The organism is Vandammella animalimorsus, assembly GCF_002288875.1.
Lineage (GTDB): Bacteria > Pseudomonadota > Gammaproteobacteria > Burkholderiales > Burkholderiaceae_C > Lampropedia > Lampropedia animalimorsus.
This window is the reverse complement of the sequence record NZ_NTBH01000002.1, coordinates 311,497-334,807: the sequence shown is the minus strand read 5'-3', so window position 1 is coordinate 334,807 and position 23,311 is coordinate 311,497. Positions and strand designations below refer to the sequence as shown.

Below are 23,311 nucleotides of genomic sequence, written 5' to 3'. Positions count from 1 at the left end.
AGTCTTTGATGTGCGGATTCCTTTTAGCTACAAGAAAAAGAAAGCCTGCAATCAGACGGCTTTGGTTGCTACAGACTCATACATAGCCTGATCCGAACGGGGGCTTTCAAGTGTCTCTGCCTGAACAAACGTGAACCGCTCCAGCTGCAGCAACAGCCCCACCGGCGCCGACGCTTTTTCTGTCCCGCTAGAATCCTGCGGTCTTCAGCAGCCACCTCCACTGGCTGCGGCGCAGATGCGGGTCGCCATCGGCCTCATCGCCCATTCACAACCAACCACAAAAGGACGACACATGAGCTACACACTGCCCGCCCTGCCCTACGCCTACGATGCCCTGGAGCCGCACATCGATGCGCAAACCATGGAAATCCACCACACCAAGCACCACCAAGCCTACATCAACAATCTGGCCACTGCCGTCAAGGGCACAGAGTTTGATGGCCAGGCCGCCGAAGCGCTGATCCAGCAACTGGACAAGCTGCCCGAAGGCATTCGCACTGCCGTGCGCAACAATGGCGGGGGCCATGCCAATCACAGCCTGTTCTGGACGGTGATGGCACCGGCCGGACAAGGCGGCGGCGGTCAACCCAGCGGCGCGCTGGCGCAGGCCATCGAGCGGGATCTGGGCGGCTTCGAGGCCTTCAAAGAGGCCTTTACCAAAGCCGCACAAACGCGCTTTGGCAGCGGCTGGGCCTGGCTGTCGAGCGACAAGAGCGGCAAGCTGCTGGTGGAAAGCAGCGCCAACCAAGACAGCCCGTTGATGGCCGGCATTGGCTCTGGCAATACCCCCATCCTGGGCCTGGATGTGTGGGAGCACGCCTATTACCTGAAGTACCAAAACCGCCGCCCTGACTACATTGGCGCGTTTTTCAACGTCGTGAACTGGGCCGAAGTGGCGCGCCGCTACGAAGAGGCCATGGCATCCTGAGCCCCAGGGATCAGTAGCACCAAGCAAAAAACCGCAGTCCCTGACCGGGTCTGCGGTTTTTTCATTGCCCAATCAGACGAGGCCTGTCCGCTTCAAGGGATTGGACGATTGGGCACCCCCCTCTAGACTGCCGCCCATCGAGCGCCTGTTCAAAACCTTGGGTTCACAGTCCGGAGTCGAAAAAAGCCGGCTTGAGCTGGGCGGCAAGGCTTTGAAACAACCCTTCATTGCCCACCCCTCAAGCACTTGCTTGGCCCTGCAGAGATTTTTGCTCGGGTTATCAGCCCCCCAGCCAACTCTGGCCAGCCTGGGAAGCCTGCAACAGCAGCCACGTCATCACCACATAGCGCAGCAACTTACCCAGCGCCATGTAGATCGCGCACTGTGCTGGCGGCAAGCGCAGCCAGCCTGCCACCGCGCACAACGGATCGCCGACCACTGGCAAAAAACTCAGCAAACAGGCTTTGGGACCGAAGCGCTGCAGCCAACGCAAGGCTCTGGCGTGCGTTGGCTGCCCATCCAGTCGGCGCTTACGCTGCACAGCGCGCTGCGCTGCGCTGCCCATCCACCAACTGATCATGCCGCCCAAGGTGTTGCCCAGCGTAGCCACCAGTACAGCCGGCCAGAACAACGCTGGATTGAGCTGCACCAGGCCAAACACCGCCGGCTCCGACCCCAGAGGAAGCAACGTGGCCGACAGCAAGGCCACAGCGAACACCGTGGACAAGCCATACTCAGGCAACGCCAGCCAGCCCAGCAGCGTATCCAACTCGAATTGCCACATGCAAAAACGCGTTCGTTCGATCAGGCACGCTGGCCGCAATGGGACAACGCCTTCAACCTCAGAGCCGGCTCAAAAGCATCCGCACTGAGCGCACCATGCGCAGGTTTGAGCGGTCTGCGGCGCTGCAGCCCACTGCAGTTGCAGAACGCATTTACCCACTCGCGCCGAAGCCTGGAACAAGCGCTCACTGTGCAGGCGGGCGAGGCGTGACATCCGTCACATCCGCGGCCTGTGTGCGGCCTGGCACCCCCCCCGACCGACGGCGCAACCCCGGGCGCTGGGCTGCAGCATAAGCACGCCGAAAGCCATTTCTCGGGTCAAAGCGAGCCCCTTGCCAGACGGTTTTCGGCTCGCGCCCCAGCCACCGGGCCCAAAGCTGGCGCACCTTAAAGACCAGCCAAGCGCCAGCCATCACAAACATGAGGACGAAAAACAGCGCAGCACCCAACATCAGGCCCAATAAAAGTAAAAAAGTGCTAGCAATTGTTGTCATCAACCCATTCACATTCACCTCCTGCTCACTCAATCCTCGCAGCTGATCGCCAAACACCTTTGACAAACCATGCCCCCAATTTTGGGCGCATGCCAGGCGCTTCAATGACAGGCCTCGTACTTTTACATTTCAGTCACATACCAGATGCCACACCATGGAGCATACCGCAAAATTTGCTGTGCCGTATCGTGGCTGAATTCAACGACCATCCATTTACACCATTTCTAAAAAACATATTTTTACCTCAGATTTTCTATTTTCCATACAATGTGTTTTCGTTTTTGACAGAAAAAGAAAGGACTTCCTATGCTTCGCTATGCAGTGATCTTCTTCGTCATCGCACTCGTTGCCGCACTCTTTGGCTTCACCAGCATTGCTACAGGCGCTTCAGAGATCGCGAAGATTCTGTTCTTCGTATTCATTATTTTCGCTATTGTGACATTCGTTCTGAATGCCATCCGAAAATAAATCAACACATCCTATAGAGCGGATATGTGCAATCGACCGGATTACGATTGAATCGCATTTTCGAAAAGCGACCCTTTGCACATCTCCAAACACACGCAGCTTTGCGCAAAATTATCACAATCAGAAAAGGATTTTCAATGAACACACAAGGAAAAACTCCCGTGCAAAATGCGGCCGTCGAGGCAGAGGCAACGGTGCGCAAAGCAGCTTCACAAAGCGTGCAGGCAATTGAAAAAGGCGTTGATAAGGCCGCAGATACCGCGCAGGATCTGACCGACAAGGCCCTGGATGGCGTTGAGCGTGGTCTCAATCAAGCTCGCAAGGCCATCGATTCTGGTCTGGAGAAGGCCGAGCACTCCGTGCGCAGCCTGCATCAACGCTCCGACCCTGCCATTGACGCTCTGGCACACAAGGCACTGGACGTGGCCACGCAAAGCATCAACCTGGTCGCCGATACCAGCGAGCGCGCACGTCAACGCGTGCAAGAACTCAGCGAAGCCACCAACCGCTATGTGGTTGAGAAGCCAGGCAAGTCGCTGCTCATGGCAGCCGCCACGGGCGCCATCCTGACTTTGCTGCTGACCGGTCGTCGCGGCCGCTGAATCCGCGATCACAACCACGCGGGGTTTGCCGTGCATCCCCGCTTTACTTCCACACAATAGAGGAGAGAACCCCATGACCGCTACACGACTGACTCAAGCCCTGGCACTGGCTGCAGCACTGGGCATTGCCGCCGTCACAGCCACCGGCTGCGCCGTGGCCCGCGACCAGCAAACCGTTGGCGCTTACATCGACGATGCAGGCATCACCACAGCCGTCAAGGCCAAGCTGGCTGAGGATCCCACCACTTCTGCCGTAGCTATCAGCGTTGAAACCCTCAACGGCGAGGTGCAACTGTCGGGCTTTGCCAAGTCGCAGCACGAAAAAGACCAGGCTGGCCAGATCGCCGCTGGCGTCAAGCACGTGAAAAACGTCAAAAACATGATTGTCGTGCGCCCGTAATAGTGCTTGCTTGGTTGGCAGATGCGGTGCGTCTACCGCGCGGCCTCTGCCCACAGGCATTGCAATTGCTTCACAGCCCGGCCTTTGTGCCAGGCTTTTTTATGCCCTCCGCCCAGCGGCATTCAACGTTCGAATTTCGTGGAGAGGATGATGGCCGTGGTCGTGCGCTCCACGCCATCGAGCATGCCAATGCGGTCGGTCAGCTCGTCCATGGCCTGTACCGTGGGCGCCACGGCCAACGCGATCAGGTCCGAGGCTCCACTGACTGAGTACAGCGCCCGCACTTCTGGCAGACCATGCAAGGCCCTGGCCACAGTGGGCATCTGCCGTGGGGCCAGCTGGACCATGATGTGCGCACGGATATGGCCGCGCTCGCTCTCGTCGCTGACACGCACGGTATAGCCGGCAATCACGCCCTCGCGCTGCAGGCGCTGCATGCGGCTTTGTACCGTGGTGCGCGGCAGCTTCAAGCGCCGCGCCAGCTCAGCGATCGAGGCGCGCGCGTTCTCGCGCAGCAAGTTGAGCAATTGCCGATCCTGCTCGTCCATTGGCTTGTCTCCAGTCGTTTTGCCATCAAAACCACGTCATTTTGCCGAAATCCATTGATTTTTCGTCGAAACAATGGATTGAAAGCGACGGTTTGATCTGGAAAATGTCAACCAGCGTGCAGCCCCCGCAGGCATCTGCCCCCCATCAGCCCGATGGCTTTCGCCTCAGGCCAAGGCGCAAGGGGCAGCGCGATGCCGGGCCGGGGTATCGCGCCAGCATTGGCAGCGCAGTCTTGGCGCGCAAGGCGCGGTTGGACGGTCGGCTATTTGCGGGGCGGCACGCCAGGCGGCTGCACGGCCCAATGCCCAGACAGTGCCACGGCCTGTGGCTATGTCCGTGCTCCCGCCCCTATCCATAGAGCATCGACTTTGCGAGGAGCACGCCCATGACGACCCTGCTGCACACCCTGGCGCCGCTGCGCGCCCATGGCCTGGCCAGTACGATAGGTCTACCCGATGACTGCATCGAGCGCATGGCCGCCAACCATCCCGAGCTGGCCGAGGCCATCGCCGAAGCCGCATCTGCCTATGCCCACATCGCGGCAGAGTTTCCAGAGCTGTTGCAGCTCGACGAAGCCGAGCAGCTGCGCCGCATCCAGGCCGGCTTCCTCAACTTCTACGCAGGCGATGCTGTCAACCCCTACGTGGCCATTGCCGCGCGCGGGCCCTGGCTGGTCACGCTCAAGGGGGCTGTGCTGCTGGATTGCGGTGGCTACGGCATGCTGGGCCTGGGCCACAGTCCGCAGGCCGTGCTGGACGCCATGGCCAGGCCCCAGGTCATGGCCAACATCATGACGCCCAGCCTCAGTCAATTGCGCTTTGTGCGCGCCATGCGCCGCGAAGTGGGCCAACGCGCCGGGGCCTGCCCTTACAGCCACTTCATGTGCCTGAACTCCGGCTCCGAAGCCGTGTCACTGGCTTCGCGCATCGTCGACATCAACGCCAAGCACCAGACCGACCCGGGCGCACGCCATGCTGGCAAGGCCATCAAGCGCCTGGTGCTCAAGGGCGCCTTCCACGGCCGCACCGAGCGGCCTGCGCTGTATTCCGATTCCAGCCGCCAGGCCTATATCCAGCATCTGGCCAGCTACCGTGGCGAGGACTCGGTGCTGACCGTGGCGCCTTACGACGTGGCTGCCCTCGAAGCCGTCTTTGCCCAAGCCGAAGCCCAGGGCTGGTTCATCGAGGCCATGTTCATGGAGCCCGTGATGGGAGAGGGCAACCCCGGCCGAGCCGTGCCGCGCGCCTTCTACGACCGGGCGCGCGCGCTGACCGCAGCGCACGGCGCGCTGTTGCTGGTGGATTCCATCCAGGCCGGGCTGCGCGCCACGGGCTATCTCTCCCTGATCGACTACCCGGGCTTTGAAGGCATTGCCCCGCCCGACATGGAAGCCTACTCCAAGGCCCTGAACGCCGGCCAGTACCCGCTGTCGGTGCTGGCCGTAGGCAAGCGAGCCGCCGCCATTTACCAGCGTGGCCTGTACGGCAACACCATGACGGCCAACCCGCGCGCGCTGGATGTGGCTTGCGCTGTGCTGGAGGCCATGACGCCAGCGTTGCGCGAGAATATCCGCCGCCGAGGCATCGAAGCCGTGTCCCGCTTGCAAGCCCTGCAGGCCAAACTGGGCGGGGCCATCGTCCAGGTTCAGGGCACAGGCCTGCTGTTCTCTTGCGAGCTTTCACCAGAGTTCAAAAGCTACGGCCAGGGCAGCATTGAGCAGTGGCTGCGCCAACATGGCCTGGGCGTGATCCACGGCGGCGAAAACGCCCTGCGCTTCACGCCGCATTTCGGGCTGGATGCGCAGGAGCTTGAGCTGCTGCTGCAGCTGGTGCAGCGCGCCTTGCAGGAGGGCCCGCGCATTGCTCCTGAGCGCCCCTACACCAGGGCCGGCAGCAATGCCACGCTACAAAGTCGGCTTGTCGCCACTTCTTGAGCGCCCCCCGCCTCTCGCCACAGCGCAAGGGGGCGTTGAGAATGGGTTTGCGCAGCGGTTTTTCGAGGCAAAAGTCGCAAATGCAAGGCAAAAACGCTTGTAAGGCCTGGACACCTTGCAAGCGTTTTCAACGCAGCAGTTGCGGCTTCTCGATCGAAAACACCGCCGCAGCACTCAATCTCAACAAGCCCTAGCCCCAAAAAGGGGGGCCGGGCATCAACCGCGAAAACGATGCGGGCTGTAAGGTGCTGGATCGACCAGCGGGGCTTCACCGTGCATCAACTGCGCCAGCAGTTGGGCCGTGACCGGGCCCAGCGTAAAGCCCTGGTGCGCATGGCCGAAGTGGAACCACAGCCCCGGATGGCGCGGCGCAGCGCCGACGATGGGCTTCATGTCCACCGTGCAGGGGCGCGAGCCCATCCAGGGCTGGGCCTCCACCGGCTCGCCCAGCGCCACCACGCTGCGCGCCACCTGCTCGGCCTTGAACAACTGCACCGGCGTGGCCGGGGAGTCGAGCCGCGCGAACTCGGCCCCCGTGGTCAGGCGCAAGCCCTGTTGCATTGGCACCAGCATGTAGCCGTGGTCGGCGTCGAGCACCGGGCGCTGCAAGGCCTGGCTGCGGTAATGACGGTGGTAGCCACGCTTGATGAACAGCGGCAGGCGATACCCCAGCCGCCGCGTCAGCGGCTCGGCCCAGGGGCCCAGCGCGATCACGGCCTGCTGCGCATCGATGCGCCCTTGCGCCGTCTGCACAGCCCAGCCCGCGCCCTGCGGCTGCAGGCTGGCGGCGTCGCCCTGCAGGATGCGCCCGCCCAGGCGCTCGAAATACTGCGCATAGCGCTGCACCAGCGCCCCTGGATCGCGCACAGCCCAGGGCTGTGTCCAGTGCAGCCCGCCAGCAAAACCGCCTTGCAACCCAGGTTCCAACGCCTGCAGCGCGGCGCGATCCAGCGGCGTGGATTGCACGCCCCATTCGCGCTCAAGCTGCCGGGCATAGGCCTGCAGCAGCGCCAGCGCCCGCTCGTCGCGCATCGCTTTGATCCAGCCGCTTTGCTGCACCAGCTCCTGGCCGCCGGCCTCAGCCAGCAGCGCGGCGTGTTCGTCCAGCGCGTGTTCGATCAAGCGGCCAAAGTCGCGCACGATGGCGGCATAGCGCTGCGGCGTGGAGTTGCGCCAGTACTGCGCCAGCCGCCCTGCCAGGCCAGGCAGGGCCGTCCAGTCGTAGCGCACATCGATGCCCCGCTGCAGCGCAGCCCGGGCGATGGGCAGCAGGCCCTGCGGAAAGCCGTAGGGCTCGACCGCCTCGCGCTGGACCAGGCCGGCATTGCCGTAGGATGTCTCGCGCCCAGGCCGCTGGCGGTCGAGCAGCACAACCGCATCGCCGCGCCGCGCCAATTGCACGGCGGTGCAGACCCCGACCATGCCCGCGCCCAATACGATGACGCTGTTGCCCACTTGCACCTCCTTGTTGTTCTGCCCTTGCCGGTGCGCCGCTGTTGCATCAAATCAAGGCAACGATCACTGCGGCTTCTTGCGCGGCTTGCGGCCTCGCCCGGCCAAAGCATAGTCGAAGACGGCATCGGGCAGGCGGCGCAACAGGCGCGCCACCCAGCCCATTTGCCAGGGGATGACGACCGAGCTTTGCTGCTTTTCAATCGCCTCATAGGCACGGGCGGCAAAGTCTGGCGCGCTCATCAGAAACGGCATCGAAAACGGATTTCCCGCCGTCATGGCCGTATCGACAAAGCCCGGGCTGATGGTCACCACGCGCACGCCACTGCCGCGCAGATCACCGCGCAAGCTCTCGCAATAGGCGATCACGCCGGCCTTGCTGGCGCTGTAGCCGGCGTGGCCAGGCAGGCCGCGCACGCCAGCCACGCTGGCAATGCCCACCAGCGTGCCGCTGCGGCGCTGGCACATGGGCGTGATAAAGGGGATGAAAGTCGCGGCCAGGCCGCGGTTGTTGGTCTCCCAGATGGCCTGCATGTGCGCCAGGTCGTCCCAATCGGCGGTGTCGATGCCGTGGCTGATGCCGGCGCTGGCAATGACCACATCGGGCAGGCCCTGCTGCTGCAGGCATTGCTGCGCGACGGCGCGGATTTGCTCGGGCTCGGACACATCGGCCGCATACAGCGCGCAGTCGGCCTCGGGCAGTTGCAGGCGCGCGCGCCACTGCTGCATCAGCTCCAGCCGCCGCGCCACCAGGGCCAGCCGCCAGCCTCGGCGCGCATAGTGCTCGGCCAGGGCCTGGCCCAGGCCGCTGGAAGCGCCAGTGATGAAGACCAGTCGCGCCGGCTGTGTGGCCACGGCTTTGCTGGCAGTTGAAGGGGATTGGGCATATGTCATGAGCAAGATTCCTGCCAATGCGGTGGTGGTGGAGGTAGCGACAGAACCTGCGCGCGATCTCTGTGCCGAACCCAGATCGCTCTCAGGGCCGCGCCCGCGCCGCCGTTTCGGGCTGCAGCACGCCGCGCACGCGGCCTTGCAGTTCGGTAATGCGCTGCTTTCTGTCGTAGTCCAGGCGCTCGCCGCTGAGGCGGTCCTGGCCGCGCAACAACAGCACCGGCTGCGTACTGCGCACGCGCTGCGCGTCGGGCCAGAGCTGCAGCTCCTCGCCACGGAACTCCATGCGAGGGCTACCAGCGCTGGCATGCTGCACGACTACGGCGTTGCCCTGCAAGCGCACATGCAGCTGCTGCTGATCGCGCGTGTGGGTGCTGGTGCCGGTATCGGCGGTGGCTGTGACGATATCGCCCGATTCGGTCACAGCCCGCAGGCGCATTGCATCGACCTGCAATGTGTCGTCATTGGGGTAATGGCGCCCCTGCTGGCCGAAGAGCTCCAGCGTCAGCTGCCCATCGGGTGTGTAGTTGCGCACGACGAAGTCGCGCATTTGGTAGTCCGGCTCGTCCTGCGGCAGCTCTACGGCCTCGAACACTTCGGGCTGCGGCGCATTGCGCACCAGCCAGTAGCTGCCCAGGGCCAGCAGGCCCATGGCCAGCATGGGGCTGTAGATGGAAAGCTTGTCCAGCCGGTAGCGCAGGCTGCGTTTGGCCTTGTGTTGGTTTTGCTGGGGCATGGCGCGGTGTCCTCGCTGCGTTGCGGCGGCCCTGCTCAGGCCGGGTTGCCCATGGCCTGCTGCAGCAGCGCGCCATAGTGGCCGCCGGCCGTCAGCAGCAGGTCGCACAGCTCACGCACTGCGCCCTGCCCGCCCGCCGCCTGGGTAGTGTAGTGGGCCAAGGCCTTGACCTCTTCATGCGCGCCAGGGGGCGCGCAGGCCAGGGCGCAGCGGCTGAGCACGGGCAGATCGGGCCAATCATCGCCCATGGCCGCCACCTGCGCCCAGCCCAGGCCCAAACTGTGCAGCAGCTGCTCGGCCGCGGGCAGCTTGTGCTCCGTGCCGTACATCGCATGCTGCACCCCCAACGCTTGCAACCGCAGGCGCAGCGCGGCGCTGTCGCGGCCGGTGATGACGGCCACCTCGATGCCCGCCTGGGCCAGCAGCTTGATGCCGTGACCGTCCAGAGTGTGAAAGCGCTTGAGTTGCTCACCCTCAGGGCCGTAGTAAAGCCCGCCGTCGGTGAGCACGCCATCGACGTCGAGAAACAGCAGGCGCACCGGCTCGGCCTGCACCAGCAGGTGGTGCGCAAAACGCGGTGCAATGGCAATCGCAGGCATGGCAGCTCCATCCACAACAAGGTCTGCGCCCAAGGCGCAGACGGGCAATCTCAAATGACCTTGGCGCGCATCAGGTCGCCCACGTGCAGGGCGCCGATGAGCATGCCGGCCTCGTCCACCACCAGCAAGCTGGTGATGCGGTGTTCCTCCATCATCTGCGCCGCCTGGGCAGCCAGGGCCTGGGGGCCGATGCTGCGCGGCCGCGCGTGCATCAGCTCAGCGGCGGTGCTGGCGCGCAAGTCCAACCCGGCCTCGATGTGGCGGCGCAGGTCGCCATCGGTGTAAATGCCCAGCACCTGGCCCGGCGCGGCCTGGCCGTCACTGCCATCGGCAATGACGGCGGTCATGCCCAGGCCCTTGGCGGAAATTTCGTGCACCAGCTCGGCAAAGCCGGCCTGCGCGCCAACGCGCGGTACGGCGCCGCCGCTGCGCATGACGTCGCGCACACGCGTGAGCAGACGCCGCCCCAGCGCGCCGCCCGGGTGCGAGCGGGCGAAGTCCTCGGCGCGAAAGCCGCGCGCGTCAAGCACGGCCACAGCCAGCGCATCGCCCAGGGCCAGCTGCACGGTGGTGCTGGCCGTGGGCGCGAGGTTGAGCGGATCGGCCTCTTGCGCCACCTGGGTATCCAGTACCACGTCGGCATGCCGGCCCAGGGCCGATTGCGGGCGGCCAGTCATGGCAATGATGTGTGCGCCCAAGCGACGAATGACAGGCAAGATGTTGACCAGCTCCTCGCTCTCGCCGCTGTTGGACAGGGCCAGCACCACATCGGCGGCCGTCACCATGCCCAGATCGCCGTGGCTGGCCTCGGCCGGATGCAGGAAGAAGGCTGGCGTGCCGGTGGAGGCCAGTGTGGCGGCAATCTTGCGGCCCACGTGGCCGCTTTTGCCCATGCCAGTGACAACCACCCGCGCCGGGCTTTGCAAAATCATCTGCACAGCCTGCGCAAAGGCCTGGCCCAAGCGGGAATGCAGGGCCTGCAGTTGCTCGATCTCAATCTGTATCGCCTGACGCCCCATGTGCAGGGCGCGCTGGGCATCGAAAGGCTGAGGCGCGGCGGCACGGTCGGGTTCAGGCAGGGTCATGGTCACGACAGGGAATTTCAAAATAGGCAAGAAAAGGTCTGCACAAATCCAGCGGAAAAGCGTGCCCGGTGATTCAGGATGGGCTGCCAAGCGCAAGCCGAAGCGCAAACCAATGCAATACCAGGCGGTATCGCGAGGGTTTGTAATGGAAGCAGCCCCCTGGCTCCGCAGATGCGCCCGGCGCTGCAATTTGGGCAGTCATCCCCAGGGCGATCGGGGCAAGGGCAAGCGCACGGGCCGGCAAGCCTACGGCAAACGCGGCGCTGAGGCTTCTGATCCCCAAGCTCATCGCAGCCAGGCCAGCACGCCGTCCGCCTCGGCGGCCTCGCTGCCGCCGGACTCCTGGCTGGCCAGAATTTGCTTGGCCAAGCCCTTGCCCAGCTCCACCCCCCATTGGTCAAAACTGTTGATGCCCCACAGGCGACCAGCGGCGAAGGTGCGATGTTCGTACAGCGCAATCAGCGCCCCGACGGAGAAGGGGTCAAGCCGCTGCAGCACCAGCATGGTGCTGGGTCGGTTGCCAGGGCAGTGGCCATGCGCCGGGCCGTCGTGCTTGCCCACGGTCAGCGCCTGGGCCTGGGCCAGCGCATTGGCCTGCAGCGCACGGTGCTGGGCCAGGCTGCCCAGGCCTTTTTCCCGCAGCACGATGAACTCCACCGGCACGATCTGGCGACCCTGGTGGATCAGCTGGAAAAATGCATGCTGACAATTGGTGCCCGCCTCGCCCCAGACCACGGGCGCCGTGCTCAGTGGCAGCGGCTGACCGGCCCAGTCGCAGCCCTTGCCATTGCTCTCCATTTCCAGCTGCTGCAGATACGCCGGCAAGCGGCGCAGGCCATGGCTGTAGGGCGCAATGCAGCGGCTGGCAAAGCCATGGAAGTTGCCGTACCAAATGTCCAGCAGGGCCAACTGCACAGGCAGGTTGGCCTCCAAAGGCGTGTGGCGAAAGTGCTGGTCCATGGCATGCGCACCAGCCAGCAAGGCATGGAAATGCCCAGCGCCGATGGCAATGGCCACCGACAGGCCGATGCTGGACCACAGCGAAAAGCGCCCGCCAACCCAATCGGCAAAGGGGAACAGGGTTTGCACGCCAAAGGCTGCAGCAGCCTGGGCATTGCTGGTCATGGCCACGAAGTGCCGCGCCACCAGCTGCCGCTGCGGCTCGGTCAAGGCATCCCACGAAGCCGGGCTGCCCTGCACTGCCGGTGCCAAGCCATGGCCGGACAGCAGCCAATCGCGCGCCACATGCGCATTGACGATGGTCTCGGCCGTGCCAAACGATTTGGAGGCCAGCAAAAACAGCGTGCGCGCGGGATCGAGTCCGCGCAGCGTCCAGCCCAGGTCATCGCCGTCCATGTTCGAGACGAAATGGATGCGCTTGCCCGGCATCTGGTAAGCCTGCAATGCCTGCACGACCACGGCCGGCCCCAGGTCTGAGCCGCCAATGCCAATGTTGACGATGTCGGTGATGCGCTCGTCGGCGCGCACCTGCTGGGCAAAGTCCAGAAACGCCTGCTGGCAAGCGCGCATCTGTGCCAGGGCCTGGGCCATGGCGGGATGCTCTGCCGGGTAGTCGGCCGGGCAGCGCAGCAGCACATGCCAAGCCGCGCGCTGCTCGGTGGTGTTGAGCGCCGCGCCGCCAAACAGCGCCTCGATCGACTCTTCCAGCCGGCACTGCTGCGCCAGCGCCACCAGCAGCGCCTGGGTCTGAGCATCGAGCAGATTTCGCGAGAGATCGGCCTGCACGCCAGGCGCCTGCAGCGCCATGCGCGCAAAGCGCCCAGGCTCCTGCTGCAGGGCCTGGCGCACATCAAAATGTCGCGCCTGTTGCGCAAAGTGCTGCTGCAGCGCCTGCCATGCGGGCACTGTGTCGCAGCGAGGCGTGTTGGGCGAGGACAGCGGATCAAGCATGCAATCAGCGCCCATGCGGGCTGTGTCGTAAGCCGTTGCAGGAGGAATACAAGGCTGTTGTATCCATCAGCGAACCGCTCATGCGTTTTGCATGATCTGCTCCAGCCGCACGGCATCGGCGGCAAATGCGCGAATGCCCTCGGCCAGCTTCTCGGTGGCCATCGCGTCCTCGTTGAGCGCGTAGCGGAACTGCGCCTCGTCGTAGCGCACGAACTGCTGCGGCTGCTGCTTGGCGCGCTGCGCATCGAGCTGAGGCACCAGGCCGCCCGGCTCGGTCGGCGTGGCGGCCAGCTGCGCCAGCAGCTCGGGGCTGATGGTCAGCAGATCACAGCCGGCCAGTGCCAGGATCTGGCCGGTGTTGCGAAAGCTCGCGCCCATGATCTCGGTGTCGATGTCAAAGTGCTTGTAGTAATCAAAGATGCGACGCACCGATTGCACGCCGGGGTCGTTTGCGCCAGCGTGGGCGGCTTCGTCCCAGGCGCTGCCGGCCTGCTTCTTGTACCAGTCGTAGATGCGCCCCACGAATGGGGAGATCAGCTGTACCTTGGCCTGGGCGCAGGCCACGGCCTGGGCGAAGGAAAACAGCAGCGTCAGGTTGGTGGCGATGCCGCGCTGCTCCAGCACGCGTGCGGCCTGGATGCCTTCCCAAGTGGCGGCGATCTTGATGAGCACGCGCGCCGTATCGACGCCGGCGGCGCGGTACAGCTCGATGATGCGCTCGGCGCGCGTGAGCGTGGCGTTGGCGTCAAAACTCAGGCGCGCATCGACCTCGGTGGAGACGCGGCCGGGTACCTGCTGCAGGATTTCCGTGCCAAAGCGCACGATCAGGCGATCCATGCGTTCGGCCAGATCCAACCCCTGGCTTTGTGACAGCGTCTGGGCCACCAGATCGGCGTACTCGGGCTTTTGCACGGCCTTGAGAATCAGCGATGGGTTGGTGGTGGCGTCTTGCGGCTGGTAGGCCTGAATTTGGTGGAAGTCGCCCGTATCGGCGACCACAGTGGTACAGCGCTTGAGGGCTTCGAGTTGGGTGGACATGGGCAGGATGCTGCAGGCAAAAGGGCGAGTGTAGCGGCATTGCCGCAAGGCGCGGCCCTGCTGAGAGCAAGCGTTATCCCCAGCGATGGTGGGCAGGCTCTCAGAGCCTGTTCAAAATCTTTGCACGGCGGTCAAGAGAGCGGATTTGGGCGCTCTGCCGCGTTGCAAAGCCTCGCCATAGCCCAGCTATGGCTGCGTTTTGCGCCTTGCAGTCCACCCCAAACCACTTCTTGTCCACTCGCGCCGAGATTTTGAACAGGCTCTCAAAGGGCTTGCGTCGCTGGCGCGTCCAACCCATCCTCCGGCGGGGTCTCAGGCTCTGGCTGGGCATCGGGCTTGCGGCGCGCCAGCTTGCGCAGTTCGCCCATGAGCTCGCTGGCCATCAACTCCAGCAGTTGCAAGTCCACATCTTCTTCGTCGTGCGGCTCATCGTCCATCAGGCACAACGTGCCGATGACCTCGCCGCGCCGCGCCCGCAGGGGCACGCCAGCATAAAAGCGAATGCCCTGCTCGTTCAATGCCGGATTGCGGGCAAAGCGCGGGTCGTGCTGCACGTCCTCCACCACCAGGGGCTGGCCGTTGCGTGTGACGTAGGAGCATACCGACTGCGCGCGCGGCAGGCCGGTGCTGGCCGGGTCCGCGTCCACCTCGGCCAGGGTGCTGCCAGGGGTATGCACCCAGTCCTCGCCCACCAGTGAGATTTGCGCATGCTTGACGGCAAAGGCATTGGTGGCTCGGCGCACCGTGTCGCGGTACAGCGCCAGCTTGTCTTCGGCCAGCATGTCGCTTTGCTGCAGAGCGCGCAGGCGCCGCGTTTCGTCCTCGGGGATGGCCGCCGGGATGTACTCCAGCGCCGCGCCATCGGCAAACTGGCTGTTCACGCTCAGCACCACCTCGTGCATGCGGTTGACCAACTCATCGGCCGAGAGGCGCTGCGCCATCTGCGATGTCAGCTCCAAGCCTGGGGCGTTGAAGACGCAGGCAATGATGCGCACATGTGGCCAGCGTCGGCGGATGCGGCGGCTGATGTGGCGAATCTGCGCCTGTGGCTGCGGGCTGAAGGCCACCAGACACAGCACCTGGCAGGTGTCCAGCTGGGGCAGGCTGGCCAGATCGACGCGCGCGCCCAGCGCGTGGGTGCTGACGCTGGCAGTGTGGCCATACAGCCGCAGGCCATGCGCCAGGGCTGCAGCGGCCATGGCGTCCACTTCCCAGCGCGAGCCCAGACAGTGCACAGCGGCCACCTCGCCTTCAGGCGCCAGGGTGTGCGCCGGCGGCGGGTATTCATCGGCCAGCTCATCGAGCAGACCATCCATGCCGTTGTCGAAGCGAAAACGCTGCTCGGCCGTAGCCATGCTGCTGTGCAGGTGACTGGACAGGCGCAGAGACGGCAGCAGCACGGAGTCGTAGTACTGCACCAGCGCCAGGGGCAGATCCTGCTCGTCGTCTGCAGAGCGCGGCATGCTGTCTTCGATGGTCTGTTGCGAAATTTCCAGCGCAGTCTCCACGTCTTCGACCAGCAGGCGCTGGTACAGGCGTTGCGCAGGCGTCAGCACCGGCTCGCTGCCCAGCAGCACTTCCAGAAAGTGCAGCGCAGGGATGGTGCGCCCCAACACCAGCAGGCAGACCGACAGCGGCGTGGCCAGGATCAGTCCGATCGGCCCCCACAGCGCCGTCCAGAATGTGGCCGAGACGATGATGGCCAGCGTGGACAGGCCGGTGCTTTCACCGTACAGCCAGGGCTCGACGATGTTGTTGCTGATCAGCTCCAGCGCCAGGATCAGCGCTACCGTCCAGATCAGCATGCTCCAGCCTGGCTCGACGGCGAAGGCCAGCGCCACAGGGAAAATGGCCGCCAAGGCCGGGCCTGCATAGGGCACATATCGCATCAGCGCCGCGACCACGCCCCACAGCAACGCCCCAGGCACGCCGATCAGCCACAGCCCGACCGCCAGCGGCACGCCGTAGGTGATGTTGACGATGAGCTGCATGCGCAGGTATTTGCCGATGCGCTGCGAAGCGTCGTCCAGCGCCTCCGTGGCCATGTTGAGGTTGCCGCCCATCAGGCGCAGCAAGCGATCGCGCAGCGCATCACGATCCAGCAGAATCAGCACCACGAACAGAATCACGATACCGGCCATGAGCAGCGGCTCGCTGATGCGCAGCAGCCAAGTCTGGGCCAGCTGCACGTTCGTGGGAGGCGCAGGCACCACCTGCACTTGCTGCACGGACTGCTCGGGCTCTGCCTGCGCCGCGCCTTGCGGCTGTCCGGGCGCAGGCTCGGCCGACTGACCTGCGATGTCGCGCTGCAAATCCTGCAGGGCGCGCGTAAGCCCATCGAACATGCCCGCCCCCTCCACAGAGGCGCTCAGCCCGCGCAGCTTTTCGCTCATCGTGGCCTGGTAACGGGGCAGGCTCTCACCCAGCGCCGCCAGTTGCTGTCCAAGGTATGCGCCCAGGCCACCCAGGCCGCCGAGCACCACGGCCACCACCAGCACGATGGCCACCATGCGGGGCAGGCCCCAGCGCTTGAGCCTGCGCACCAACGGATCAAGCAAAAAACCCAGCAGGATCGCCAAAGCCAACGGAATCAGCAATTCACGCCCGAAATACAGCGCACAGATGACGGCCGCGCCAATCACCAGCACCGTGGCAGCGCGCAGGCCCGGCACCAAGGCGGTCAGCTGCGCCAGCGCGGCTTGCTCGGGCACATCACCATGCCGCAACACTTCAGCGGGTCGGTGCGGCTGGGCGCTGGGCGCGGCTGCGGGGGAAGAAACAGGCTTTTCAGACATGGGCAAATGGGATAGATGCAGGGCACAGCGCCGCAACGGCCCCGATTCTCGGCAAGCGCCCTGGCATGGGCCGCCACGGCTGCTGTAAGAGTTGCAAGCCTGTGTGGAAGCAAAGGCGGGCCTGGAAGGCCCGCACACACGCACGCACAGACCAGATCAGGCCATCGCCGGGGCCTGCTCGGTCTGGATATTCAGGCGGCCTTCCTGCACGGCATGGCAGGCCACCTGGGCGCTGCCCACACGCAGCATGACGGGGCGCTCGGTGCGGCAGCGCTCGTTGGCGTGCGGGCAGCGCGGGTTGAAGGCGCAACCTTTGGGCGGGTTCAGCGGGTTGGGCACCTCGCCCTGCACTGGCGTGCGCGCCTTGCCTGTGTCGTGCATTTTGGGAATGGCATCGAGCAGCATGCGCGTGTAGGGATGCAGCGGCCGCTCGAACAGGTCTTTCTTGTCGGCCAGCTCGACGATGCGCCCCAGGTACATCACGCCCACCTGGTCGCTGACGTGACGCACCACGGCCAGGTTGTGCGAGATGAACAAATAAGTCAGCTGGCGCGCCTGCTGCAAGTCTTTCATGATGTTGAGCACCTGCGCCTGCACCGACACGTCCAGCGCGCTGGTGGGCTCGTCACACACCAGGAACTCAGGCTCGGTGGCCAAGGCGCGCGCAATCGAGATGCGTTGGCGCTGGCCGCCAGAGAACTGGTGCGGGTACTTGCTCATGTCCTGCGCGCTCAAACCCACCGATTGCAGCAACTCACCTACGCGCTGGCGCAGCTGCTCGCGGTTTTTCATCATGCCGTGCTCACGCAGCGGCTCGGCAATGATGTCCTCGACCAGCCAGCGCGGGTTCAGGCTGGCGTAGGGATCCTGAAAAATCATCTGGATGCGCCGGCGAATGCGCTCGGCGCCGGCAGAGCGGTAAGCCTGATGCGCATCCTGCCCGTCAAACAAAAACTGGCCGCGCGTGGGCGGGTACAGGCCCACCAGCAGGCGCGCAACGGTGCTTTTGCCACAACCGGACTCGCCCACCAGCGCCAGGGTTTTGCCCTTGGCGATCTCAAAGCTCACGCCATCGACAGCGTGCAAAAAAGTCTTGGGCTTGCGCTCGATGACGCGGTTGAGCCAGGGGGCCGAGACATCGAAAGTACGCGCCAGATCGTGCACGCGCACCAAAGGTTGGGCAGTGCTTTCGGAGTTGGCAACCCCGGCCTGCGGCGCGGCCGCTGCTGAAGTGGCAATCAGGGCGTCGGTCATACGGTCTCCGTCTCGTGGGGGGCGGCTGGCTGGGCGGTGGCCAACCAGCAGGCGGCATGGGTAGCGCCGGCGGGCTGCAGCTCCGGGCGCTCGCGGTAACAGCGCTCGAATGCCTGGGGGCAGCGCGGGTTGAAGGCGCAGCCCGCCGGGATGGCATTCAGGCGCGGCATGGCGCCGTCGATCTGGTTGAGGCGCTCGCGGTCCATGTCCATATCTGGGATAGAGGCCATGAGCCCGCGCGTGTACGGATGGGCCGGATGGTTGATGACTTCGTGCACCGGGCCGATCTCTGCCACGCGCCCGGCATACATCACGGCCACGCGGTCACAGGTTTCGGCGATCACGCCCATGTCGTGCGTGATGAGCATCACAGCCGCGCCGCGCTCCTTGCAGATGCGCTTGAGCAGGCCAATGATCTGCGCCTGGATGGACACATCCAGCGCCGTGGTGGGTTCGTCGGCGACGATGAGCTTGGGCTCGGCCGCCAGCGCCAGGGCAATCACCACGCGCTGGCGCATACCGCCAGAGAACTGGTGCGGGTAGTGGTCGATGCGCTCCTCGGCAGCGGGGATGCCCGTGTCCTTGAGCAGCGCGATGGCGCGCTGGCGCGCCTCCTTGGCAGAGACCGGCAAGTGCGTGACGATGGTTTCCACCAGCTGGCGCCCCACGGTGTACAGCGGGTTCAACGAGGTCAGCGGATCCTGGAAGATGGCGCCAATGTGCCGCCCACGAATGGGGCGCATCTGCTCCTGCGTGAGCTGGTCGATGCGCTGCCCATCCAGCCAGATCTGGCCGCCAGCCACGCGCCCAGGCGGCTCCAGCAAGCCAATGATGGAGGCGCCGGTGAGCGATTTGCCCGCTCCCGATTCACCCACCACACCCAGGATTTCACCCGGGGCGATGTCAAACGAGACGTTGTCCAGCGCACGCAAAACGCCGTGGCGGTTGGGGAACTCCACCACCAGGTTTTTCACTTGCAATAAGCTCATGGGGACTACTCCTTATTCTTCTCTTCAGCGCCCGGCAGCCCAGGGCGCTGCACCGCCTGCCTGCATCAGCGCAGCCGCGGGTTGAGCGCATCGCGCAGCCAGTCGCCCAGCAGGTTCACTGACAACGCAATGAGCACCAGCATCAGGCCCGGGAAGATGGTGATCCACCACTCGCCGGAAAACAGGAAGTCGTTGCCGACGCGAATCAGGGTGCCCAACGAAGGCGAGGTCGGCGGCGCGCCCACCCCCAGGAAGGACAACGTGGCTTCGGTGATGATGGCTGTGGCAACCTGGATGGTGGCCAGCACCAGCACCGGGCCCATGACGTTGGGCAGTACGTGCTTGCGCATGATGCGCACCGAAGGCACGCCCGTCACGCGGGCGGCCTGCACGTATTCCTTGCCGCGCTCAACCAATGTGGAGCCGCGCACCGTGCGCGCGTACTGCACCCAACCGGTCAACGCAATCGAGAGCACCAGCACGCCAAAGGCCAGGGTATCGCCCGCATTGGGAAACACGGCGCGCCCAACACCCGCGATGAGCAGCGCAATCAGAATGGCCGGGAAGGACAGCATCACGTCCGAGATGCGCATCAACACGGCATCCACCCAGCCGCCCTTGAAGCCGGCCACCAGCCCCAGCGTGACGCCCAGCAGCAGGGACAGCAGCACCGAGCTGATGCCCACGACCAGCGAGATGCGCGCGCCATAGATCAGGGCCGAGAAGATGTCTCGCCCCTGGTCATCCGTGCCCAGCAGGTACTTGGTGCTGCCGCCCTCGATCCATGCGGGCGGCAGTCGCGCATCGCCCAGCTCCAGCGTGCTCACGTCCAGCGGGTTGTGTGGCGCCACCCAGCCCGCAAACAAGGAGCAGAACACGCACACCAGCGCAATCAGCGCCGCGACGATGGCCAGGGGCGAATGGCGAAAGCTGTAGCCCACATCGCTGTGCCACCAGCGGGCCAGAAAGTTGGAACGGGAAGCAGGTTCAGTCATCGTGTATTTGGATCAAGCAAATTGCAATTTGCCAGGTGCCCGGTTGCAATGGCGCAGTCGCCAGACATCTGGTTTTTTTCTTGTCCGATGCGCGCGTGTCGCATCGGCTCCGGCGCTGCGTCAATGGCCCGCCGACTTCTCCACCCGCAGACGGGGGTCGACCACGAAGTACAGCAGGTCCACGATCAGATTGATCACGACGAAGATCAGCGCGATCAAGCACAGGTAGGCGGCCATCACCGGCACGTCGGCAAAGGTCACGGCCTGGATAAACAACAGGCCCATGCCCGGCCACTGGAACACCGTCTCGGTGATGATGGCAAAAGCAATCAGCCCGCCCAGCTGCAAGCCAGTGATGGTGATCACGGGCACCAGGGTGTTCTTCAGCGCATGGCCGAAATAAATGGCGCGGTTGTGCAAGCCACGGGCGCGGGCGAACTTGATGTAGTCGGTGCGCAGCACTTCAAGCATTTCGGCGCGCACCAGACGCATGATGAGCGTGAGCTGGAAGATCGCCAGCGTGATGGCTGGCAGCGTGATGTGGTGCCAACCCTTGGCGCTGAGCAAGCCAGTGGACCACCAGCCCAGCTCGGTGACCGGGCCGCGCCCAAAACTGGGGAACCAGCCCAGCGTGACGGAAAACACCAGAATCAATAAGATGCCGATTAAGAAAGTCGGCAACGACACGCCCAGCAGCGAAATCGTCATGAACACCTGGCTCATGAAGCTGCCACGGCGCAGCGCTGCATAAACGCCCATGGGCACGCCCACCACCAGCGCCAGCACAGCAGCCACCAGCGCCAGCTCCAGTGTGGCCGGAAAGCGCTCGGCAATCAGCGCCGAGACCTTCACCCCCTGGCGCAGACTCAAGCCAAAATCCCCCTGCACGGCATTGACGAGAAAGTGCCAGAACTGCACGAAAAAGGGCTTGTCCAGCCCTAGATCGGCGCGCAATGCGCTGATTTGCTCGGGCGTTGCGTCCTGACCCAGCATGGCATACACCGGATCGCCCACGTACTGAAACAGCATGAAGGCAATGAACGCGACGGAGACCATCACCACAATGGCCTGAATCAAGCGGCGGAGAATGAAGACAAGCATTCGAATCGAGGGGGTATGGATGTCATCGCAGCATGCGCTGCTGGCGTAGCCTGGCATCACGCGCTAGATGCTAGATGCGCGCAGGCCAATCATGGCAGTGTCAAGTGAAGTTCGCGTGCCAACTGCTGGAGCGGTCACAAACAGGCGCCCCAAGCCAGCGCACACGACAATCGTCGTCGTGATGAGGTATTCCGGATACTCAGCCTTTACTGGCTATCCGCAATACCTCATCTTGGGCGGTATCGATGGTGATAGGCACTGCCTGCAAAAACAAAACTGGGCAATCCCCGGACGCGCAAGGGGTGATAGCGTAGCAGGCATCACCGGCCAGCGCACAGCCATCCGCCCAAGCCACACTTTGCGACTGGCTTCAAAGCGCTGTAGAAGTGCATGAACCCTGCCTGCACAAGCGAAAGCTCGTGCGGGAGATCTCGCGGCAGTCGCGCCCACATCAAGCAAAACCCCGCCAAGCCAAACAGCTCGGCGAGGTTTCGCAGAAGCGGCCAACAGACTCTGGGCTTATTCAACCACCACGCGGCGCATGTCCAGGCGGTTATCAGCGCGGTGCACCACGCTGACGTTCTTCTTCATCACCCAAGGGATGATCTGGTTGTGCAGCGGCAAGTGCGACACGGTGTCATTGGAGACCTTCAGAGCCTGGCTCAGCAACTCAGTACGCTTGGCCGGGTCGCCTTCTGCCTTGGCAGCGTCGATCAGGCGATCGGCCTCGCTGTTGCTATAGCGCCCCACGTTGTAGTTGCCATCGGCGCCCGTGGCCTTGGTGCGCACCAGGGACTGTAGGGAATACATGGCATCGAAGGTCGGCACGCCCCAGCCCAGCATGTAGATGCTGGCTTCATGGCGCTGGATCATGGGGAAGTAGGTGGCCGTGGGTTGCGTGCGCAGTTTGGCTTTGACGCCAATGCGCGCCCACATGGCCGTGACGGCCTGGCAAATGGCCTCATCGCCAATGTAGCGGTTGTTCGGGCAGGCAAAGTCCACCTCGAAGCCGTTAGGGTAGCCGGCTTCTTCGAGCAACTTCTTGGCAGCGGCCACGTCGTAAGGCAAGCGTTGGTCCAGCTCCTTGGTGTAGCCGTTGACCATGGGCGCCACCAGCGTGCCGGCCGGCTGGCCAAGGCCACGCAAGCTGTTCTTCACAATGGTGTTGATGTCAATGGCCTGGTAGAGCGCCTGGCGCACCTTGACTTCCTTCAGAGGGTTCTTGCCCTTGATGTTGGAACCAGGCAGCTCATCACGGTGCTGGTCCATGCCAAAGAAGATGGTGCGGTTCTCAATGCCGTCCACCACCTTCAGGCTGGGCGTCTTGCGCAGGCGCGGCAGGTCTTGCGGCGTGGGGTCGAGCACGAAATCCACTTCACCCGAAAGCAACGCGGCCATGCGTGTTGCCGCCGAGCCAATGGGCTGATAGATGACCTCCGTGACATTGCCGGGCATCTTGCCCCACCAGTTCGGGTTGCGCTTGAGCACCATGCGCGTGTCAGGCTGCCAAGACTCCAGCACGTAGGGGCCGGTGCCCAGGGCATTGCGGTGCGCAAAGTTTTCATCCGCACCTTTCATATCCTTCGGGGCCACGGAATTGTTCTTCTCAGCCCAGGCCTTGCTCATCATGCGCAGCTCGGTGAGTTGGCGCGTCAGAATCGGGTTGACAGCCTTGAGGTGCAAATCCATGGTGTGTTCATCGACTTTTTCTGCACGCTCAATGCTGTTGGCAAAAACAGCCAGGTTCGAAGTCGGCGCCATGGCTCGCTGGATCGAGAAGACGGCGTCGTCGGCCGTGAAAGGCGTGCCATCAGAGAACTTGACCCCCTCGCGCAGCTTGAAGCGCACTTGCGTAGGAGAGACCTCCTCCCAGGAAACAGCCAGCAAGGGCTCCACTTCGAAAGTCTCACTGTTGTAGTAGGTCAGACTTTCATACACCATGGCATGAACGCTATTGTTCAATGCATTGTTCTGCGAGTGGATGTCCCAGCTGGTGATATCGCCCTGGCTGCTCCAGCGCAGCGTTTTGGCATGGGCCACGGGCAACGCCGCCAACACTGCAACCGCCACCGAGGCAGCCAACACACGTTTCTTCAAAGCCATTCAAAACTCCTGTAATTCAATTTGCGAGAAAGCCACCTCGACACAGCCAAGCAGCCTGCTGCGCATAGCAATCCCATCTCGGGCGCCCGCTGGTGACCAACAAGACTCGACACACGACTGGCCGCGTACCTTCCGCATAAGCAACGGCGCTGCAGTCAAGCCAATGCCAAACTGCAGCGCCGCGGATGACGAATAAGCGCATTAT

Annotated in this window: 20 protein-coding genes; 5 read left to right on the top strand and 15 right to left on the bottom strand. The window is 63.9% G+C overall.

Annotation, left to right across the window (positions count from 1 at the left end):
- Positions 1-292: 292 nt before the first annotated feature.
- Entirely contained in the window at positions 293-928 is a 636-nt protein-coding gene (locus tag CLI93_RS05525) for a superoxide dismutase (RefSeq protein WP_095542635.1), read from the top strand.
- 280 nt (positions 929-1,208) lie between these two features.
- Here CLI93_RS05525 and CLI93_RS05520 read toward each other — a convergent pair whose 3' ends face one another.
- Positions 1,209-1,712, bottom strand: coding sequence for a YqaA family protein (locus tag CLI93_RS05520; protein WP_095542636.1), 504 nt, complete (start codon positions 1,710-1,712; stop codon positions 1,209-1,211).
- Between the two features lie 799 nt (positions 1,713-2,511).
- Here CLI93_RS05520 and CLI93_RS05510 point away from each other — a divergent pair.
- The 3 genes from CLI93_RS05510 to CLI93_RS05500 all read left to right on the top strand — a co-directional run bounded on the left by CLI93_RS05510 (position 2,512) and on the right by CLI93_RS05500 (position 3,675).
- Positions 2,512-2,673, top strand: coding sequence for a DUF1328 domain-containing protein (locus CLI93_RS05510; protein WP_095542638.1), 162 nt, complete (start codon positions 2,512-2,514; stop codon positions 2,671-2,673).
- 137 nt (positions 2,674-2,810) lie between these two features.
- Entirely contained in the window at positions 2,811-3,275 is a 465-nt protein-coding gene (locus CLI93_RS05505; protein ID WP_095549551.1) for a hypothetical protein, read from the top strand.
- 73 nt (positions 3,276-3,348) lie between these two features.
- Entirely contained in the window at positions 3,349-3,675 is a 327-nt protein-coding gene (locus CLI93_RS05500) for a BON domain-containing protein (protein ID WP_095540284.1), read from the top strand.
- Positions 3,676-3,797: 122 nt separating this feature from the next.
- Here the strand turns inward: CLI93_RS05500 and CLI93_RS05495 are convergent, their stop codons facing one another.
- Positions 3,798-4,223, bottom strand: coding sequence for an Lrp/AsnC family transcriptional regulator (locus CLI93_RS05495; protein WP_095542640.1), 426 nt, complete (start codon positions 4,221-4,223; stop codon positions 3,798-3,800).
- 386 nt (positions 4,224-4,609) lie between these two features.
- Between CLI93_RS05495 and CLI93_RS05490 the strand changes: the two genes are divergently transcribed.
- Entirely contained in the window at positions 4,610-6,157 is a 1,548-nt protein-coding gene (locus CLI93_RS05490) for an aminotransferase class III-fold pyridoxal phosphate-dependent enzyme (protein ID WP_095995724.1), read from the top strand.
- 216 nt (positions 6,158-6,373) lie between these two features.
- Here CLI93_RS05490 and CLI93_RS05485 read toward each other — a convergent pair whose 3' ends face one another.
- From CLI93_RS05485 to CLI93_RS05425, 13 genes are all read right to left on the bottom strand, one after another.
- Positions 6,374-7,612 carry an NAD(P)/FAD-dependent oxidoreductase gene (locus CLI93_RS05485; protein WP_420823111.1) on the bottom strand — a complete coding sequence of 413 codons (1,239 nt, stop codon included), beginning with the start codon at positions 7,610-7,612 and terminating at the stop codon, positions 6,374-6,376.
- 63 nt (positions 7,613-7,675) lie between these two features.
- Positions 7,676-8,503 carry an SDR family oxidoreductase gene (locus CLI93_RS05480; protein ID WP_095995722.1) on the bottom strand — a complete coding sequence of 276 codons (828 nt, stop codon included), beginning with the start codon at positions 8,501-8,503 and terminating at the stop codon, positions 7,676-7,678.
- Between the two features lie 82 nt (positions 8,504-8,585).
- Positions 8,586-9,236, bottom strand: a complete 651-nt coding sequence (lptC, locus tag CLI93_RS05475) for an LPS export ABC transporter periplasmic protein LptC (RefSeq protein ID WP_095542644.1) — start codon at positions 9,234-9,236, stop codon at positions 8,586-8,588.
- Between the two features lie 35 nt (positions 9,237-9,271).
- A complete protein-coding gene (locus tag CLI93_RS05470; protein ID WP_095995721.1) occupies positions 9,272-9,835 on the bottom strand; it encodes a KdsC family phosphatase in 564 nt (187 codons plus the stop codon).
- A gap of 50 nt (positions 9,836-9,885) precedes the next feature.
- Entirely contained in the window at positions 9,886-10,920 is a 1,035-nt protein-coding gene (locus CLI93_RS05465) for a KpsF/GutQ family sugar-phosphate isomerase (RefSeq protein WP_095995720.1), read from the bottom strand.
- A 285-nt stretch (positions 10,921-11,205) separates the two neighbouring features.
- Positions 11,206-12,831, bottom strand: a complete 1,626-nt coding sequence (gene pgi / locus CLI93_RS05460; protein ID WP_095542693.1) for a glucose-6-phosphate isomerase — start codon at positions 12,829-12,831, stop codon at positions 11,206-11,208.
- A 78-nt stretch (positions 12,832-12,909) separates the two neighbouring features.
- The gene (tal, locus tag CLI93_RS05455) at positions 12,910-13,869 is read right to left on the bottom strand and encodes a transaldolase (protein ID WP_095542646.1); all 960 of its coding nucleotides are present in this window, start codon (positions 13,867-13,869) and stop codon (positions 12,910-12,912) included.
- A 263-nt stretch (positions 13,870-14,132) separates the two neighbouring features.
- On the bottom strand, positions 14,133-16,664 hold the full coding sequence (locus tag CLI93_RS05450) for an AI-2E family transporter (RefSeq protein WP_095542647.1): 2,532 nt from the start codon (positions 16,662-16,664) through the stop codon (positions 14,133-14,135).
- 156 nt (positions 16,665-16,820) lie between these two features.
- Positions 16,821-17,918: an ABC transporter ATP-binding protein gene (locus CLI93_RS05445; RefSeq protein ID WP_095542648.1), complete on the bottom strand. Its 1,098-nt coding sequence runs from the start codon at positions 17,916-17,918 to the stop codon at positions 16,821-16,823.
- The gene (locus CLI93_RS05440) at positions 17,915-18,907 is read right to left on the bottom strand and encodes an ABC transporter ATP-binding protein (protein WP_095542649.1); all 993 of its coding nucleotides are present in this window, start codon (positions 18,905-18,907) and stop codon (positions 17,915-17,917) included. Before CLI93_RS05440 ends, CLI93_RS05445 begins: the two co-directional genes overlap by 4 nt.
- Positions 18,908-18,972: 65 nt before the next feature.
- Positions 18,973-19,902 carry an ABC transporter permease gene (locus CLI93_RS05435; protein ID WP_095542650.1) on the bottom strand — a complete coding sequence of 310 codons (930 nt, stop codon included), beginning with the start codon at positions 19,900-19,902 and terminating at the stop codon, positions 18,973-18,975.
- A 120-nt stretch (positions 19,903-20,022) separates the two neighbouring features.
- On the bottom strand, positions 20,023-21,003 hold the full coding sequence (locus tag CLI93_RS05430) for an ABC transporter permease (protein WP_095540294.1): 981 nt from the start codon (positions 21,001-21,003) through the stop codon (positions 20,023-20,025).
- A gap of 519 nt (positions 21,004-21,522) precedes the next feature.
- The gene (locus CLI93_RS05425) at positions 21,523-23,106 is read right to left on the bottom strand and encodes an ABC transporter substrate-binding protein (RefSeq protein WP_095542651.1); all 1,584 of its coding nucleotides are present in this window, start codon (positions 23,104-23,106) and stop codon (positions 21,523-21,525) included.
- Positions 23,107-23,311 lie beyond the last annotated feature (205 nt).